Consider the following 14758-nt stretch of genomic DNA (forward strand, 5'->3'; position numbering starts at 1 on the left):
GATTGCGTCGAATACCCCGAAGGCGCGGCCGAATTGGAGGGGAAAGAAAGGGGGGCCGCGCGTGTGTGACACGTAATTAGCACAGAAGGTTGTGCAGCGGCTGGCGCCGATGTCGCTTCTTTGCCGGAGGATTCCGGAGCGGTCCGCATGATGGACCGACGCCGACATGCGTACGTGTTGTATCTATGCTGTGGGCATGCCTTCCGCCCCGCCCGCACCCCTCAAGCAGCCCCCCGCCGCCGACCGCGTCTACACCCACGTCAAACAGGGTGTCCTGGACCGCCGTTACGAAGGCGGCACGCTGCTCACCGAGGGCGAGCTGGCCGAGGCCGTCGGCGTGTCGCGCACCCCGGTGCGTGAGGCGCTGCTGCGCCTTGAGGTCGAGGGGCTGATCAAGCTCTATCCGAAAAAGGGGGCCCTGGTCCTGCCGGTCTCCGCACAGGAGATCAAGGACGTCGTCGAGACGCGGATCCTGGTCGAGGAGCACGCGGCCCGCAAGGCCGTCCCCGCGCCGCCCGGCCTCATCGAGCGCCTGGAGGAACTGCTCGCCCGGCAGAAGGAACAGGCGGCCGCGGGCGACCTCGCCGCGGCCGCCGTCACCGACCGCTGCTTCCACGCCGAGATCGTCCGCAGCGGCGGCAACGAGATCCTGTCCCGGCTCTACGACCAGCTGCGCGACCGCCAACTGCGCATGGGCGTCGCGGTCATGTACTCCCACCCCGACCGGATCGCCAAGACCCTCGTCGAGCACGAGGAGATCCTCCAGGCGCTGCGCTCGGGGGACACCGAGGCCGCGGTCGGGCTGGTCCACCGGCACATCGACTGGTTCTCGCACCTCGCGCGGGGTGAGGAGCGATGAGGTCCGCCGTCCTGCCGGGCGATCCTCCGGGCGGCCGCCGCGCCGTCGCCGTCTGGGGCATAGGCGTCTCGGTCTACTTCGTCGCCGTCATCTTCCGTACGTCCCTGGGGGTCGCCGGCCTCGACGCCGTGGACCGCTTCGAGGTCAACGCCTCCGCCCTGTCGACCTTCTCGATCCTGCAGTTGCTCGTGTACGCGGGCATGCAGATACCCGTCGGCCTGCTCGTCGACCGGCTCGGCACCAAGAAGGTGCTGGCCATCGGCACGGTGCTGTTCACCGCGGGCCAACTCGGCTTCGCCTTCTCCCCGTCGTACGGCACGGCCCTCGCCTCGCGCGCGCTGCTGGGCTGCGGCGACGCGATGACGTTCATCAGCGTGCTGCGGCTGGGCACCCGCTGGTTCCCGGCCCGGCGCGGTCCGCTGATCGCCCAGCTCGCCGGACTCGCGGGCATGGCCGGCAACCTCGTCTCCACGCTGGTGCTGGCACGGCTGCTGCACGGGGTCGGCTGGACGGCGGCGTTCGCGGGCAGCGCGGGCGCGGGCGCCGTGGTGCTCGTGCTGACCCTGCTGTTCCTGAAGGACCACCCCGAAGGACACGAGCCGGAACCCCTGCCGCACCAGGGCTCGGCGTACGTACGGCGTCAGATCGCCGCGTCCTGGCGGGAGCCGGGCACCCGTCTCGGGCTGTGGGTGCACTTCACGACGCAGTTCCCGGCGATGGTCTTCCTGCTGCTGTGGGGAATGCCGTTCCTGGTGGAGGCGCAGGGACTGTCCCGGGCCACGGCCGGTGAACTGCTCACCCTCGTCGTCCTGTCCAACATGGTCGTCGGCCTGGTCTACGGCCAGGTCGTGGCCCGGCACCACGAGGCGCGCCTCCCGCTGGCGCTCGGCACCGTCGCGGCGACCGCGGCGATATGGGCGACGACGCTGCTCTGGCCCGGTGCGACGGCGCCGATGTGGCTGCTGATCGTGCTGTGCACGGTGCTCGGGGCGTGCGGCCCGGCCTCGATGCTGGGCTTCGACTTCGCCCGCCCGGCGAACCCGCCGGAGCGTCAGGGCACGGCGTCCGGCATCACCAACATGGGTGGCTTCGTCGCCTCGATGACGACGCTGTTCGCCATCGGCGTGCTGCTGGACGCGACCGGTGACGACTACACCGTCGCCTTCTCGTTCGTCTTCGTCCTCCAGGCCCTGGGGATCAGCCAGATCCTGCGGCTGCGCGGGCGGGCGGCGCGCAGGGAGCGGGAACGGCTGGTCGCCAGCAGGGTGGAGACGGTGCACGTTCCCGCCTGAGCGGACGAGCCCGCGCGGTGTCAGAGGGCCGGCAGCCGCGGCCGGGCGGCGGACGACACCGGTTTTCCCGCCGCCGCCCCTGCCCGTCTCGCCTTGCCTCGCCTTGCCTTGCCTTGCCTTGCCTGAAGCGTCTACTGCGTGACGGTGAAGTGCCGCAGGATCGCCGCCGTCAGATTCGGGTCGCCCTCCGTCTTCAGCCGGTCCGCCACCGACTCCGGCGTGACACGGCCGCAGGCGAGGCGGACGTAGGTCTCCCAGTCGAGGGTGAGGGTGGCGGCGGGGCCGAGCGCGGGGGCCGTCTCCAGGGTGCCGCGGCCCTGGATGTCGATACGGATCGTGCGCAGGAACTCGACCGGGCCGTGCACGTCGATGACGATCGCCGAGCTGCGCGGGGCGTCGGCCTTGGTGGCGACGATGTCGGGCAGCTGGGAGAGCAGCACGTCACGGGCCACGAGGGCGCCGGGGGAGTCGAGGTTGCCCGGGCGGCCGAGGGCGGCGCGCAGATCCTGCTCGTGCACCCACACGTTGAAGGCGTGGCCGCGCATCGACTCCTCGAGGGTGATCTCCGCGCCGAGCGGCCCGCGCACCTTGGTGCCGGGGTCACGGGACTCGTTGCGCAGCTGCCGGTTGCGGCGGATGACCGTGTACTCCAGCTCGGAGGTCATCTCCGGCGCCGTGTGATGACGGCGCACGTCGACCTGCATCTCCATGTACCGCTGGTGGTCGTTGGTGACGTGGTAGAGGTCGCGCGGCAGCGTGTGGATGGGGCGCGGGTCGCCGAGCATCTCGCAGTCCAGGCCGATGACGTGCGAGACGACATCGCGCACCGACCAGCCGGGGCAGGGCGTTCGCCGGTTCCACTCGCCCTCGACGAGCGGTGTCACCAGCTCGGATATCGCATCGATGGAGTGGGTCCAGGCGTCGGCGTAGGGCTGGAGGGTGGGATGCAGACTCACGGAACGGGACCCCTCGGCGGTCGGTACACGGGCGGGTTGTGGCGGCGTTGCCAGTGGGAGGTGGCGGCTGTCGGCGGGTGTCTTGGACGCTAAGTTACGCTGCTGTGAGGCACCCCGGCAGTGCTTTCGTGTGACGATCGTAGGCCCGGATGGACGGCTCGAATGCCAGGACGGTGGTAGTGTGCGCGCCTCTCTGCTCCAGATCGACGTCAACGAGGGCGAATCGGTCGAATCGCGCCGTGGCCGCGTAGCCTCACTCGTACGGGAACAGGCCGGAGCCGATCTGGTCGTGCTGCCCGAGCTGTGGACCACCGGGGCGTTCGCCTACGAGGCGTTCGCCGGCGAGGCCGAGCCGCTCGAGGGGCCGACGTACGAGGTGATGGCGAAGGCGGCGAGCGACGCCGGCGTGTGGCTGCACGCGGGCTCGATCCCCGAGCGGGCTCCGGCCGGCGGTGGCTCCGCCGCGGGCGACGGACCGCTCTACAACACCTCTCTCGTCTTCTCCCCCTCCGGTGAGCTGGCCGCCGCCTACCGCAAGATCCACCGGTTCGGCTTCGACAAGGGCGAGGCGGTGCTGATGACCGCGGGCGAGGACCTCGTGACCGTCCGCCTGCCCGGGACCACGCTGGGCCTGGCCACCTGCTACGACCTCCGTTTCCCCGAACTCTTCCGCTCTCTCGTCGACGCCGGCGCCGAGACCCTGGTCGTGCCGGCGGGCTGGCCGGAGCGCCGCCGGGCGCACTGGACGCTGCTGGCCCAGGCGCGGGCGGTGGAGAACCAGGCGTTCGTGCTCGCCTGTGGAACGGCCGGGACACACGCCGGAGTTCCGCAGGCCGGTCACTCGATCGTGGTCGATCCCTGGGGCGAGGTGCTGGCGCAGGCCGGCGCGGGGGAGCAGGTCCTGACGGTGGAGTTCGACCCGGGCAAGGTCGCGCTGACCCGGGATCAGTTCCCGGCGCTCAAGGACCGCATGCTGGGACTGGCGGCGCCGCGCCGCTGACCCGGGCCGCGCCGCTGTGCCGGGCCGCGCCGCTGTGCCGGGCCGCGCCGCTGTGCCGGGCCGCGCCGCTGTGCCGGGCCGCGCCGCTGACCGGTGCTGCGGCCGAAGCCGTGCGTGCCGGCCGGCTTCACGGGCCGGCCTCAGTCGTCGCCCCGCTCCTTCTCCGCCAGGTGGATCACGCACACCGCCACCGCGATCAGCAGCGCCGGATCGGCGTCGTCCCGGACGACGTCGACGCCGTAGGTGTCGCGGACGTGCAGCCGGCGGCGGGAGACCACGGCGAGCAGTTCACCGTCGTACTCGACGGCGAACTCCCGGTCCAGGATCTTGCCGCTGACGTCGAGTTCCGTACTGCCGTCGGCCAGGGCCACCCGGTAGTGGTTGCGCAGCAGCGACAGCCGCTTGCGGCGGATCGTGGCCAGCGGCGCGCCGCCGCGCTCGATCACCATCGTGTCGCGCAGGGCGAACATCTTCTGGTGGATGTCGATGACGACGTTGCCCTGCGTGTCCTTCAGCTCGAAGGTGTCCCGCAGCCGCATCGCCTTGCCGTCGACGAGGAACACCTTGCTGCCCCGGTCGTCCTCGATCCAGTAGTCGTCACCGAAGCCGAGGAGCCGGTCGCGTACGAGGAATCTCATGACATGAGGGGTTCCCCGCCGCGCGGACCGAAACGCCGCCTGTAGGCCGACGGGCTGAGCCCGGTCTCGCGCCGCACGAGCACGCGCAGGTTCGCCGCGGTGCCCAGCCCGCTGCGGGCCGCGACCACGTCCAGACGTTCCTCGCCGCGCTCGATCAGCCGGCACGCGAGCGTGACCCGCTCCCCCGTCAGCCAGGCCAGCGGCGTCGTCCCGAGCTGTGCCCGGAAGCGCCGGTGCAGGGTCGCCGGCGACACCGCCGCCCGCGCCGCCAGGTCCGCCACGGTCAGCGGCTCCCCCAGCCGGGCCTGCGCCCACACCAGCAGCGGGGCCAGCGACTCGTCCGGCACGTCCGGCAGCGGCCGCTCCACGAACTGCTTCTGCCCGCCGTCCCGGTGCGCGGCGAACACCAGCCTGCGCGAGACCGCGACTGCGACCTCGGCCCCGTGGTCCCGCCGTACGACGTGCAGACACAGGTCGAGCGCGGCGGCGCTGCCCGAGGCGGTCAGGATGTCGCCGTCGTCGACGAACAGCACGTCCGGTTCCAGCAGGACCCCCGGATGCAGCGCCCGGAAGGTGTCGGCCCAGCGCCAGTGGGTGGTGGCCCGGCGTCCCTGAAGCAGCCCGGCCTCGGCGAGCGCGAAGCTGCCGGTGCACAGGCTCATCACGCGCGCGCCACGCGCGTGCGTGCGGCGGATCGCCTCGCGCACGGCGGCCCCGCGCGGCACGACGTTGTCCGGGCGGCCGGGCACGACGAGGGTGTCCGCCTCGTCGACCGCGTCCAGTGGGGCCACGCCGGTCATCGTGAAGAAGCCGTGGTTCATGCGCACCTCGCGCGTGGGCGAGCACAGCGTCACGTCGTACAGCGGCCCGGCGAGCCCCAGCTCGGGCCGCGGCAGCCCGAACAGCTCGGTGGCGACGCCGACCTCGAACGGATTGGTGCCCTCGTCGACGATCACGGCGACCCGATGTCCGGGCTTCGGCTGAGAGGATCCTTGCGCCATATGCGATTCCTAGCACTCGCAGGCCCCCGGGACCACCCCGCACGATGAACGCATGGAACCCATCTCGCTCGACGCGGCCCTCGCCTCCTTCACCGAGACCTGGAGCCCGCGCATCGTCACGGCCGTCAACGACTACGACGTCCGCGTGGCCAAGGTCGACGGCGAGCACCTCTGGCACGCCCACGACCACACCGACGAGTTCTTCCTGGTCCTCGACGGCGAACTGCACATCTCCCTGCGCGAGGACGGCACGGAACGCACCGTCGTCCTCCCCAAGGGCTCGGTCTTCACGGTCCCCCGCGGCATCGAGCACAAGCCGTACGCCCCCGCCCCGGCATCCATCCTCCTCCTCGAACCCACCGGCACCCTGACCGTCGGCGACCGCCACGACGAGGTACCGGCTCATGTGGACGCCACCACCGGACACGCCCTGGGCTGACTGTCGGTGCCCGGTGGCACCCTTGGGGCATGAACGACTCCGCACCCCGACGCGTCCGCGTCCGAGCGCCCGAACTGACCGGCAAGGGCGGCTGGATCAACACAGGTGGCAAGGAGCTGGGCCTCGCCGAGCTTCGAGGGCGGATCGCAATTGTTGATTTTTGGACATTTTGTTGTGTGAACTGCCTGCACGTCCTCGACGAGCTCAGGGAGCTGGAGCACAAGCACCGGGACACGGTGGTCGTGATCGGGGTGCACTCGCCGAAGTTCGTGCACGAGGCCGAGCACGGGGCGGTCGTGGACGCGGTGGAGCGGTACGGCGTCGAGCCCCCCGTCCTGGACGACCCCGAGCTCGCCACCTGGAAGCAGTACGCGGTGCGGGCCTGGCCGACGCTCGTCGTGATCGATCCCGAGGGCTACGTCGTCGCGCAGCACGCCGGTGAGGGGCATGTGCACGCCATCGAGCGTCTGGTGACCGACCTGGAGGCCGAGCACGAGGCCAAGGGCACCCTGCGGCGCGGCGACGGGCCGTACGTGGCGCCGGAGCCGGAGCCGACGGTGCTGCGTTTCCCGGGGAAGGCGCTGCTGTTGCCGAGCGGGAACTTCCTGGTCAGCGACACCACCCGGCATCAGCTGGTGGAGCTGGAGGCGGACGGGGAGAGCGTCGTCCGGCGGATCGGCGAGGGCGGTCGCGGACTCACCGACGGCCCTGCGGAGCGGACCCGTTTCAACGAACCGCAGGGCCTGGCGCTGCTGCCGGACGGCTCCGTGGTCGTCGCCGACACGGTGAACCACGCACTGCGCCGCTTCGACCCGGTCAGCGGCCGCACCACCACCCTCGCCGGGACCGGCCACCAGTGGATGCGGGGCGATGCCACGTCCGGCCCCGCGCGCGAGGTCGACCTGTCCTCACCGTGGGACGTGGCGTGGTGGCAGGGCAAGCTCTGGATCGCCATGGCCGGCATCCACCAGCTGTGGGCGTACGACCCGGACTCCGGCACCGTCTCCGTGACCGCCGGCACCTCCAACGAGGGCCTGGTCGACGGTCCGGGCGCCGAGGCCTGGTTCGCACAGCCGTCGGGCCTCGCGGCGACGCCCGACCGGTTGTGGCTGGCCGACTCGGAGACCTCGGCGCTGCGCTGGGTCGACCCCGACGGCGTGGTCCACACCGCCGTCGGCACCGGCCTCTTCGACTTCGGCCACCGCGACGGCGCCGCCGAACAGGCCCTGTTCCAGCACCCGTTGGGTGTCACCGCGCTGCCCGACGGCTCGGTCGCGATCAGCGACACCTACAACCACGCCCTGCGCCGCTACGACCCGGCGACCGGCGAGGTCAGCACGCTGGCGAGGGACCTGCGGGAGCCGTCGGGCGCGGTCCTGGCCGGCGACGACATCGTGGTCGTGGAGTCGGCCCGGCACCGGCTCACCCGGCTGCGGCTGCCCGAGAGAGCCGTCCGCGTCGAGTCGGTCGCCCACCGCACGCAGCGCGCCGCCACCGAAGTGGCCCCCGGCAAGCTCCTGTTGGACGTGATCTTCCAGGCTCCGGCGGGCCAGAAGCTGGACACCCGGTACGGCCCCTCGACCCGGCTGCTGGTCTCCTCCACCCCACCGCAGCTGCTGCGCACGGGCGAGGGTGCGGGCACCGATCTCTCCCGCACCCTCGAACTCGACCCGTCCGTCCCGGAGGGCGTCCTGCACGTCTCGGCGACGGCCGCGTCCTGCGACGACGCCCCGGACAATGAATACCCGGCCTGCCACGTGCACCAGCAGGACTGGGGCGTACCCGTCCGCCCGGCCGACACGGGTGCCGACCGTCTCCCGCTGGTGCTGGCCGGGATGGACGCTCAGACGCCGTAGCCGTTGTTGTACCCGTCCCGGCGGTGGTGGTGTTCCTCCTCGACGACCGGAGTCGTCGGCGGCACCACCACCCGCTTGCGCCGCGCGATGCTGCTGAACGTCGTGACGCCGATCAATCCCACGATCATGAAGATGACCCCGACCAGGTCGAGATTGACGCCGTCCATCTCCCAGTCGGTCGCGAACGTGAGGATCGCTCCAACGGCGATGAGGATGATGCACCCGCCGAGGCCCATGTGTCTCGCCTTCCTGTCCGGTGGTTCCGGTCGCAGGCGGGTACCCCACGTATCTCGGACTACCCCTCCAGGAACGCCACCAGCGAATTCGCCAGCAGCCACGGGTCGTCCGTGCCGCACAACTCCCGCACGCTGTGCATCGACAGGATCGCCACGCCGATGTCGACGGTCTTGATGCCGTGCCGGGCCGCGGTGATCGGACCGATGGTGGTGCCGCAGGGCATGGAGTTGTTGGAGACGAAGGACTGGAAGGGGACTTCGGCCTTCTCGCAGGCCGCCGCCCACACCGCCCGGCCCGAACCGTCGGTCGCGTAGCGGTTGTTGACGTTGACCTTGAGGATCGGCCCGCCGTTGACGCGCGGGTGGTGCGTCGGGTCGTGGCGCTCGGCGTAGTTGGGGTGGACCGCGTGGCCGGTGTCGGAGGAGAGACAGACGGTGCCGGCGAAGGCGCGTGCCCGGTCCTCGTACGACCCGCCGCGCGCGAACACCGAGCGCTCCAGGACGCTGCCCAGCAGCGGCCCGTCCGCGCCGGTGTCGCTCTGCGAGCCGTTCTCCTCGTGGTCGAAGGCCGCCAGCACCGGGATGCAGGGCAGCGCGGCGCCGGAGCCGGCGACCGCGGCCAGCGCCGCCGCGCCGGCGTGCACCGACAGCAGGTTGTCCATGCGGGGACCCGCCATGAGCTCCTTGTCGCGGCCCAGGTACGCGGGTGCCTCGATGGAGTGGGCCATCAGGTCCCAGCCGGCGACCTCGCCGGCCGCCAGCCCGGCGGTCTCCTCCAGGAAGGCGATCAGGTCGCCGTCGCGCGTGTCGCCGAGGCCCCACACGGGCTGGAGGTGGCGCTGCTTGTCGAGCTTGAGCCCCTCCGCGGAGACCGAGCGGTCCAGGTGGATGGCGAGCTGGGGCACGCGCAGCAGCGGGCGGTCCACGTTCACCAGTCGCGTGGAGCCGTCCCGCAGCGTCAGCCGGCCCGCGAGGCCGAGGTCACGGTCGAGCCAGGAGTTGAGCAGCGGTCCGCCGTAGATCTCCACGGCCACCTGGCGCCAGCCGTGCGCGCCGGTGTCGGGCAGCGGCTTGACCCGCAGGTTGGGCGAGTCCGTGTGCGCGCCGACGATGCGGAACGGCGTGTGGGGCGCCGCGCCCTCGGGGACGTACCAGGCCACGATCGCGCCGCCGCGCAGCACGTACTTGCCACCGCTCGTCCCGTCCCAGGCGTCCGTCTCCGCGACCTGCCTGAATCCTGCCTTCTCCAGCCGCTCGGCGGCGTTCGCCACGGCGTGGTACGGCGACGGGCTGGCCGCCAGGAAGGACATGAGGTCGTCGGTGTGGCCGCGGTCGAAGCGGGGGGGTTCGCTCATGGGGTTCACCTTAACGACGTACGAGGGCCCGCTCCCGGAGAAGGGGAGCGGGCCCTCGTAAGGGCGATGTGGATTGTCCGTGAGTGCGTGGAACGACCGGGTGGAAGCGGTCGTTCCGGCGTCGTCGCCTCCGGTTAGAAGGCGGCCTCGTCCAGCTCCATCAGGTCCAGGTCGACGCCCTCGGCGAGCTTGCGCGCACCGGTGACACCGGGCAGGACGCTGGCCGCGAAGAACTTCGCCGCCGCGATCTTGCCCTGGTAGAAGGCCTTGTCCTTGGAGGAGGCCGTCTGCAGCTTCTCGGCGGCGATCGTGGCGCCCTTGAGCAGCAGGTAGCCGACGACGACGTCACCGGAGGCCATCAGCAGACGGGTGGTGTTGAGGCCCACCTTGTAGATGTTCTTGACGTCCTGCTCGGTGGCCGCGAGGTCGGTCAGCATCAGGCCGACGATCGCCTCCAGCTCCACGGCCGCCTTGGCGAGCTGCTCGCGGGCCGTGCCGAGGTCCTCGCCGCCCTCACCGAGCGCCAGGAACTTCTTGATGTCCTCGGCGAGCGAGTTCAGGGCCGCGCCCTGGTTGCGGACGATCTTCCGGAAGAAGAAGTCCTGGCCCTGGATCGCGGTCGTGCCCTCGTAGAGGGTGTCGATCTTGGCGTCGCGGATGTACTGCTCGATCGGGTACTCCTGCAGGAACCCGGAGCCGCCGAAGGTCTGGAGCGACTGCGCGAGCTGCTCGTAGCCCTTCTCGGAGCCGTAGCCCTTCACGATCGGCAGGAGCAGGTCGTTCAGCGCGTGCTCGGCCTTGGCGTCCTCGCCGGCGGCCTCCTTGACGGCGATCGCGTCCTGGACCGAGGCGGTGTACAGCACCAGGGCGCGCATGCCCTCCGCGTACGCCTTCTGCGTCATCAGCGAGCGGCGCACGTCGGGGTGGTGGGTGATGGTGACCTTGGGCGCGTTCTTGTCGCCGAAGGCCGCGAGGTCGGAGCCCTGGACGCGCTCCTTGGCGTACTCCAGCGCGTTCAGGTAGCCCGTCGACAGCGTGGAGATCGCCTTCGTGCCGACCATCATGCGGGCGAACTCGATGATGCGGAACATCTGGCGGATGCCGTCGTGCTTGTCGCCGATCAGCCAGCCCTTGGCGGGGTGCTGGTCGCCGAAGGTCATCTCGCAGGTGTTGGAGGCCTTCAGGCCCATCTTGTGCTCGACGTTCGTGGCGTAGACGCCGTTGCGCTCGCCCAGCTCGCCGGTCTCGAAGTCGAAGAGGTACTTCGGGACGAGGAAGAGGGACAGGCCCTTGGTGCCGGGGCCGGCACCCTCGGGGCGTGCGAGCACGTAGTGAAGGATGTTCTCCTCCATGTCGTGCTCACCGGAGGTGATGAAGCGCTTCACGCCCTCGATGTGCCAGGAGCCGTCCTCCTGCTGGACCGCCTTGGTGCGGCCGGCGCCCACGTCCGAACCCGCGTCGGGCTCGGTGAGGACCATGGTGGAGCCCCAGGTCTTCTCGACGGCGATCTGCGCGATCTTCTTCTGGACCTCGGTGCCCTCGTCGTGGAGGATGCCGGCGAACGCCGGGCCGGAGGTGTACATCCACACGGCCGGGTTCGAGCCGAGGATCAGCTCCGCGTACGACCAGATCAGCGACGGCGGCGCGGTCGTGCCGCCGATGGCCTCCGGCAGGCCGAGCCGCCAGTACTCGGAGTCCATGAAGGCCTTGTAGCTCTTCTTGAAGGACGCCGGGACGGGCGCGGTGTTCGTCTCGGGGTCGAAGACCGGGGGGTTGCGGTCGGCGTCCGCGAAGGACTCCGCCAGCTCGTTCTCGGAGAGGCGGGTCAGCTCCTCCAGGATGCTTTTCGCGGTCTCGACGTCCATCTCCTCGAACGGACCCGTGCCGTACAGCTTGTCGCGGCCCAGTACTTCGAAGAGGTTGAACTCGATGTCGCGGAGGTTCGACTTGTAGTGCCCCATGGTGACGACTCCGTAGAGGGATCGGCGAGGCACTTGGATCCTCGCGCTAGTTCACGTACCAACAAGTAGCTACGATGATGCTACCCGCCAGTAATAAGACGCAACCCCGATCCGCGATCTGTGACAGGTCACACCGGAACCGTCAGTGACGCCGTGTATCCCCGCGCCACACTCCCCTTCATCGCGGCCAGCTGCCGGTCGTGGCCGTCGCTGAAGATCCCGTCGGTCTCCAGGGAGAGACCGCTCAGGTTGTCCACACTCGTCCCGTAGCCGTCCGAGGCGTACACCGTCTCGCAGACGTCCCTGGGGAAGGCCAGCTGAGAGGTGTTCGTGACGGACGTCGCCGCGGTGGCGTCCGCGAGGCTGCCGTACACCTCGAAGTGGATGTGCGGCCAGCGGCCCGCGTAGCAGCCGGGGAAGACGCTCCTGAAGGTGACCTGGCCCTTGTCGTCCGCCTCCTGCACGCCGCGCAGGTAGTTCTCCTCGGTGACGCCGTCCGAGTACAGGGAGTAGTTGCCGTCCCGGTCGCAGTGCCAGATGTAGACGGCGGCGCCCTTCTTCGGCGTCCCGCAGCCGGAGGCCGCGTCGACGACGGTCAGCGTGACGGTCAGGGGCACGCCCTCGGCGGTCCCGCCCGCGGAGTCGCCGAAGCTCTTGGTGATGTCGCCGCGCACGACACCGCTCTCCTTCAGGACGTTCACGCCGTTCGAGCCGTCGCCGGGGAAGGGCCCGGCGGTCTCGTCGGGGATGGTCGCGCACTCGGCGGACGAGGTGGACGAGCCTGGCGAGGCGGAGCCGGCGACGCCCTTGGAGGAGGCGTCGGCCGAGGTCTCGCCCTCGGACGTGCAGCCCACCAGCGGGATCAGCCCCGCGCCCGCCATCAGCCGGATCATGCGGCGGCGGGCGAGGACCGGGAGGTCGTGGGAGAGCCCGCGGTCGTGCTCGTGGACCTCGGCGTCTTCGTGTCGGTGCATGGCTGTCCCCTTGCCGGTGCGGTGCGGTGCGGTGCGGTGCGGTGCGGTGCGGTGCGGTGCGGTGCCGTGCGGTGCCGTGCGTGGCACTTCGCGCGTTGCGGCCGACGCTATGAGCGCGCGCGGTGCGATACCAGCGCGGTGACTGTCGAGTCGCTGTCAAGTCGCTGTCGGTTTGCCGCAGCCCCCCGTACCGGTCCGCAGCCCGGCGGCTCTCGGTACGCTTGCGCCCATGTATGGATACGGCCAGCCCATGGATGGGGGTGCTGCACAGCAGCAGTACGCCCCGCCGCAGCAGCCCATGGCAGGTGGCGTCGGCGGATACGGCCAGCAGCCGCCGCTCTACCCCGAGCCGTCCCCGCCCTCGCTCGCGGACGCGGTGCGCGCCTTCACCACCGGGCAGATGTCCGCCGAGGACTTCCAGCAGGTCTTCGCGACGTCGAAGGTCTACTGCCCGCGCGGCGACAATCCGGGCTTCCTCGCCCTGCACAACACCCAGCAGCCAGTGATCCCGATGTTCACCTCGCTGAAGGAACTGCGCAGGTACGCGGGCAAGGAGTCCAAGTACTTCGTCATCACCGGCGCCGAGGTGATCGACCTGCTGCCCACCGGCTACGGCTTCGTCGTCGACATGGAGGGCGAGCACCGCATGGTGTTCGACGCGAAGGCCGTGGAGCAGATGGTGGAGTTCGCGATGCGGCGGATGTACGGCTGACCTGCGCCTGCACTGGGTTCCGGACACGGTGATCTCTGGGGGACGTCACCGGTCGGGGCCGTCACCGGTCGGCAGTGGCTCACGGATCGACCTCGCGGCGTGCGATCTCCTCCGGGCGTCCCGGGCCGGCCATGGCCACGCGGTAGGTCGCCGTGCCCTGCGCGGGCACCGACGCCTGATTGCCGGTGTCGATCATGGTGGAGCCGCGCCTGAGTGGGCTGCGAGCGCCGGCACCCACCGCTCGCGGCCCGAAACCGGTCGTCCGCCCCTCTTGGACCGGCTCTTGCTGACACACTGAGCCGCCGTCGAAGCACCGGGTCCTCGTGACGAAGGCCGGCGCCCGCCCTGGGCGTCGGCCTTCGGCATGCCCGGGCGGGAATGGCTGCCGTGCTTTTCCCGTTAGGGGTGGCAAGAAGTTCAACGCTCAACTAAACTGGCCGCACAAGGAGGTACCGACATGCCTGCAGTGACCGTCGAGAACCCGCTGACGCTGCCTCGCGTCGCCGCGCCCGCGGAGGCGGTGGCCCGTCCCGTGCTCGCCGTCACGACCGCGCCGAGCGGTTTCGAGGGTGAGGGCTTCCCGGTGCGCCGTGCGTTCGCCGGGATCAACTACCGCCGTCTGGACCCGTTCATCATGATGGACCAGATGGGCGAGGTGGAGTACGCGCCGGGTGAGCCCAAGGGAACCCCCTGGCACCCGCACCGCGGCTTCGAGACCGTCACGTACATCATCGACGGGATCTTCGACCACCAGGACTCCAACGGCGGCGGTGGCACCATCACCAACGGCGACACCCAGTGGATGACGGCCGGCTCCGGTCTGCTGCACATCGAGGCCCCGCCGGAGGCGCTGGTCATGTCCGGCGGTCTCTTTCACGGCCTCCAGCTGTGGGTGAACCTCCCGGCCAAGGACAAGATGATGGCGCCGCGCTACCAGGACATCCGCGGCGGCAACGTCCAGTTGCTGACCACGCCCGACGGTGGCGCGCTGCTGCGGGTGATCGCCGGTGAGCTGGACGGCCACCAGGGTCCCGGCATCACCCACACCCCGATCACGATGATCCACGCGACCCTCGCCCCGGGCGCGGAGATCACCCTGCCGTGGCGCGAGGACTTCAACGGCCTCGCCTACGTCCTGGCGGGCCGCGGCAGCGTGGGTGCGGAGCGCCGCGCGATCCACCTGGGTCAGACGGCGGTCTTCGGAGACGGCGGATCGCTGACCGTCCGCGCCGACGAGAAGCAGGACTCGCACACCCCGGACCTGGAGGTCGTCCTCCTCGGCGGGCAGCCGATCCGTGAGCCGATGGCCCACTACGGCCCGTTCGTCATGAACACCAAGGACGAGCTGATGCAGGCCTTCGAGGACTTCCAGAAGGGCCGGCTCGGCACCGTCCCGGCCGTGCACGGCATGTCCGGCGACGGCCCGTCCGAGGCCTGACCCCGCTCCGACAGGGCCCGGGGGGGGGGGGAGGGGGGGGG

General features: G+C 70.7%; 14 protein-coding genes. 7 read left to right on the forward strand and 7 right to left on the reverse strand.

All coding sequences use genetic code 11. From position 1 onward, the window contains the following. The first annotated feature begins 196 nt into the window (after window positions 1-196). Together AC3ETA_RS28560 and AC3ETA_RS28565 are read left to right on the forward strand one after the other, a co-directional pair. Window positions 197-859, forward strand: a complete 663-nt coding sequence (locus AC3ETA_RS28560; RefSeq protein WP_030953275.1) for a GntR family transcriptional regulator — start codon at window positions 197-199, stop codon at window positions 857-859. Beyond that, complete coding sequence (locus AC3ETA_RS28565; RefSeq protein ID WP_432195764.1) at window positions 856-2151, forward strand: MFS transporter; 1296 nt, start codon at window positions 856-858, stop codon at window positions 2149-2151. The genes AC3ETA_RS28560 and AC3ETA_RS28565 overlap by 4 nt, the downstream gene beginning before the upstream one ends. Before the next feature lie 131 nt (window positions 2152-2282). On the opposite strand, the gene AC3ETA_RS28570 is transcribed toward AC3ETA_RS28565, so the two are convergent. After that, the gene (locus tag AC3ETA_RS28570; protein ID WP_432195765.1) at window positions 2283-3107 is read right to left on the reverse strand and encodes a maleylpyruvate isomerase family mycothiol-dependent enzyme; all 825 of its coding nucleotides are present in this window, start codon (window positions 3105-3107) and stop codon (window positions 2283-2285) included. A 181-nt stretch (window positions 3108-3288) separates the two neighbouring features. Between AC3ETA_RS28570 and AC3ETA_RS28575 the strand changes: the two genes are divergently transcribed. Then, window positions 3289-4107: a carbon-nitrogen family hydrolase gene (locus AC3ETA_RS28575; protein WP_432195766.1), complete on the forward strand. Its 819-nt coding sequence runs from the start codon at window positions 3289-3291 to the stop codon at window positions 4105-4107. A gap of 140 nt (window positions 4108-4247) precedes the next feature. Here the strand turns inward: AC3ETA_RS28575 and AC3ETA_RS28580 are convergent, their stop codons facing one another. Both AC3ETA_RS28580 and AC3ETA_RS28585 read right to left on the reverse strand, forming a co-directional pair. Continuing rightward, window positions 4248-4745 (reverse strand): LURP-one-related/scramblase family protein, encoded by a 498-nt coding sequence (locus tag AC3ETA_RS28580; RefSeq protein ID WP_432195767.1) that lies wholly within the window; start codon window positions 4743-4745, stop codon window positions 4248-4250. Further along, the gene (locus AC3ETA_RS28585) at window positions 4742-5746 is read right to left on the reverse strand and encodes a GlxA family transcriptional regulator (RefSeq protein WP_432195768.1); all 1005 of its coding nucleotides are present in this window, start codon (window positions 5744-5746) and stop codon (window positions 4742-4744) included. Before AC3ETA_RS28585 ends, AC3ETA_RS28580 begins: the two co-directional genes overlap by 4 nt. A 52-nt stretch (window positions 5747-5798) precedes the next feature. Here AC3ETA_RS28585 and AC3ETA_RS28590 point away from each other — a divergent pair, with 52 nt between their 5' ends. Next, window positions 5799-6185 (forward strand): cupin domain-containing protein, encoded by a 387-nt coding sequence (locus AC3ETA_RS28590; RefSeq protein WP_432195769.1) that lies wholly within the window; start codon window positions 5799-5801, stop codon window positions 6183-6185. Window positions 6186-6214: 29 nt separating this feature from the next. Then, window positions 6215-8041, forward strand: coding sequence for an NHL domain-containing thioredoxin family protein (locus AC3ETA_RS28595; protein ID WP_432195770.1), 1827 nt, complete (start codon window positions 6215-6217; stop codon window positions 8039-8041). Here the strand turns inward: AC3ETA_RS28595 and AC3ETA_RS28600 are convergent. The 4 genes from AC3ETA_RS28600 to AC3ETA_RS28615 all read right to left on the reverse strand — a co-directional run bounded on the left by AC3ETA_RS28600 (window position 8029) and on the right by AC3ETA_RS28615 (window position 12567). Beyond that, the gene (locus AC3ETA_RS28600; protein ID WP_432195771.1) at window positions 8029-8277 is read right to left on the reverse strand and encodes a DUF6458 family protein; all 249 of its coding nucleotides are present in this window, start codon (window positions 8275-8277) and stop codon (window positions 8029-8031) included. The two genes, AC3ETA_RS28595 and AC3ETA_RS28600, sit on opposite strands and share 13 nt — an antisense overlap. 59 nt (window positions 8278-8336) lie before the next feature. After that, complete coding sequence (locus tag AC3ETA_RS28605; RefSeq protein ID WP_432195772.1) at window positions 8337-9632, reverse strand: M18 family aminopeptidase; 1296 nt, start codon at window positions 9630-9632, stop codon at window positions 8337-8339. A gap of 134 nt (window positions 9633-9766) precedes the next feature. Then, window positions 9767-11593, reverse strand: a complete 1827-nt coding sequence (locus tag AC3ETA_RS28610) for an acyl-CoA dehydrogenase (RefSeq protein WP_432195779.1) — start codon at window positions 11591-11593, stop codon at window positions 9767-9769. 128 nt (window positions 11594-11721) lie between these two features. After that, window positions 11722-12567 (reverse strand): intradiol ring-cleavage dioxygenase, encoded by an 846-nt coding sequence (locus AC3ETA_RS28615; protein ID WP_432195773.1) that lies wholly within the window; start codon window positions 12565-12567, stop codon window positions 11722-11724. 229 nt (window positions 12568-12796) lie between these two features. Between AC3ETA_RS28615 and AC3ETA_RS28620 the strand changes: the two genes are divergently transcribed. Beyond that, window positions 12797-13279: an SseB family protein gene (locus AC3ETA_RS28620; RefSeq protein ID WP_383412208.1), complete on the forward strand. Its 483-nt coding sequence runs from the start codon at window positions 12797-12799 to the stop codon at window positions 13277-13279. A 457-nt stretch (window positions 13280-13736) separates the two neighbouring features. Further along, window positions 13737-14717 carry a pirin family protein gene (locus tag AC3ETA_RS28625; RefSeq protein ID WP_432195774.1) on the forward strand — a complete coding sequence of 327 codons (981 nt, stop codon included), beginning with the start codon at window positions 13737-13739 and terminating at the stop codon, window positions 14715-14717. Window positions 14718-14758 lie beyond the last annotated feature (41 nt).

The organism is Streptomyces sp. bgisy027, assembly GCF_057710365.1.

Bases quoted from the DNA above. Each gene is read 5' to 3' on its own strand.
- AC3ETA_RS28590 (WP_432195769.1), top strand. From the start codon at position 5,799: ATGGAACCCATCTCGCTCGACGCGGCCCTCGCCTCCTTCACCGAGACC.
- AC3ETA_RS28620 (WP_383412208.1), top strand. From the start codon at position 12,797: ATGTATGGATACGGCCAGCCCATGGATGGGGGTGCTGCACAGCAGCAG.
- AC3ETA_RS28585 (WP_432195768.1), bottom strand. From the start codon at position 5,746: ATGGCGCAAGGATCCTCTCAGCCGAAGCCCGGACATCGGGTCGCCGTG.
- AC3ETA_RS28605 (WP_432195772.1), bottom strand. From the start codon at position 9,632: ATGAGCGAACCCCCCCGCTTCGACCGCGGCCACACCGACGACCTCATG.
- AC3ETA_RS28625 (WP_432195774.1), top strand. From the start codon at position 13,737: ATGCCTGCAGTGACCGTCGAGAACCCGCTGACGCTGCCTCGCGTCGCC.
- AC3ETA_RS28560 (WP_030953275.1), top strand. From the start codon at position 197: ATGCCTTCCGCCCCGCCCGCACCCCTCAAGCAGCCCCCCGCCGCCGAC.
- AC3ETA_RS28580 (WP_432195767.1), bottom strand. From the start codon at position 4,745: ATGAGATTCCTCGTACGCGACCGGCTCCTCGGCTTCGGTGACGACTAC.
- AC3ETA_RS28595 (WP_432195770.1), top strand. From the start codon at position 6,215: ATGAACGACTCCGCACCCCGACGCGTCCGCGTCCGAGCGCCCGAACTG.
- AC3ETA_RS28565 (WP_432195764.1), top strand. From the start codon at position 856: ATGAGGTCCGCCGTCCTGCCGGGCGATCCTCCGGGCGGCCGCCGCGCC.
- AC3ETA_RS28610 (WP_432195779.1), bottom strand. From the start codon at position 11,593: ATGGGGCACTACAAGTCGAACCTCCGCGACATCGAGTTCAACCTCTTC.
- AC3ETA_RS28615 (WP_432195773.1), bottom strand. From the start codon at position 12,567: ATGCACCGACACGAAGACGCCGAGGTCCACGAGCACGACCGCGGGCTC.
- AC3ETA_RS28600 (WP_432195771.1), bottom strand. From the start codon at position 8,277: ATGGGCCTCGGCGGGTGCATCATCCTCATCGCCGTTGGAGCGATCCTC.